Annotated in this window: 2 protein-coding genes; one reads left to right on the top strand and one right to left on the bottom strand. The window is 68.4% G+C overall.

All coding sequences use genetic code 11. From position 1 onward, the window contains the following. A partial coding sequence (locus JCM9942_RS16060; RefSeq protein WP_054660857.1) for a LysR family transcriptional regulator occupies positions 1-819 on the bottom strand: 819 nt, incomplete at its 3' end. 163 nt (positions 820-982) lie between these two features. On the opposite strand from JCM9942_RS16060, the gene JCM9942_RS16055 reads away from it, so the two are divergent. After that, positions 983-1,347: precorrin-2 dehydrogenase/sirohydrochlorin ferrochelatase family protein (locus tag JCM9942_RS16055; RefSeq protein WP_172675173.1), on the top strand; the 365-nt coding region annotated here is incomplete at its 3' end.

Below are 1,347 nucleotides of genomic sequence, written 5' to 3'. Positions count from 1 at the left end.
CACCGCCCAGGCGATGCACTCGGGAATGGCCGCCGGTGCCGGCCATGCGCGCAGATCGCTGTCACCGGCACTGACGGCCATCTCCGCCAGCAGGCCCACACCCAGACCGGTACGCACATAGGTCTTGATCAGGTCCGCATCCAGCGCGGTCAGCGCCAGATCCGGCTCCAGCTTCTGCGCGGCGAAGGCCCGTTGCAATGACGAGCTCGGCCGCGTCGAGGATTCGTAGCTGATCAGCGGATGGGCCGCCAACGCGGCCATGTCCGGCGCCTTGCCCGGGCGGTCCAGCGGATGGCCCCTGGGTACCAGCACCAGCCGCCGCCAGCGGAACAGCGGCACCGCGATGCCGGTGCTCGGTTCGCCGCCGGCCGTACTGATGATGGCGATGTCGGCATCGCCCTGGCTGAGCAGGTCCAGCGCGTCGCTTTCGGCGGCCTGCTGCAGATGCACGCTGACCTGCGGATAGGCCAGCTTGATCCGCGCCACCGCTGGCGGCAGCACGAACCGGGCCTGGGTGTGGGTGGTGGTGAGGATCAGCTGGCCGTGGCTTTCACGGCGCTGGTTGGCCGCATAGGTGCGGATGTTGTTGGCCTCGGCCAGCACCGCGCGAGCACGGCTGATCACCTCCTCACCGGCCGGCGTCACCGACTCCAGGCTGCGCCCCTTGCGTACGAACAGCAGAAAGCCCAGTTCGTCCTCCAGCTGCTTGAGCTGTTTGGACAGCCCCGGCTGGGTGGCATGCACCCGCGTCGCCGCCAGCGTGATGTTCATCTCGGCATCGGCAATGGCGACCAGATAGCGCAGTTGGGTGAGGGTCATCGCGGGAGACGGAACACCGGTCGAGGGGGACGGAGGACTGTAGGTCAAATTTCCCCTTCAGCTTATAACTGAAAGTCATGTGCGAGGTGGCGCAAGTCATTTCCGGGGATTCCGGGCCGCCGGTACGGTCATTCATCCCTTCCGCAGCCCCGTGCCACCGACCTTGGACACCTCCCTGTTTCCGCTGTTTGCCGACCTGCGGGGTCGGGCCGTCCTGGTGGTGGGCGGGGGAGCGGTGGCCGAACGCAAAGTCCAGGCGCTGCTGCGCGCCGGCGCACTGCCACGGGTCGGCGCACTGCAACTGAGCGAGGCCCTGCAGGAACTGGCGCGTTCCCTGCGCATCCAATGGTTGCAGGGGCCGTTCGCACCCCACTGGCTCGGCGAGGATGTCTGGCTGGTGATCGCCGCCACCGATGATCCGGCGACCAACCAGGCCGTGGCGGCCGCCGCGCACGCGCGCCGCTTGTTCGCCAACGTGGTCGACGATGCCGCGCTGTCGGCCTTCCACGTGCCGGCGGTGGTCGAGCG

The sequence above is a fragment of the Stenotrophomonas pictorum JCM 9942 genome (genome assembly GCF_001310775.1).
Classification (GTDB): Bacteria; Pseudomonadota; Gammaproteobacteria; order Xanthomonadales; family Xanthomonadaceae; genus Stenotrophomonas; species Stenotrophomonas pictorum.
Note: the sequence above shows the minus strand (reverse complement) of the source record. Positions and strands in the feature narration are given on the sequence as shown.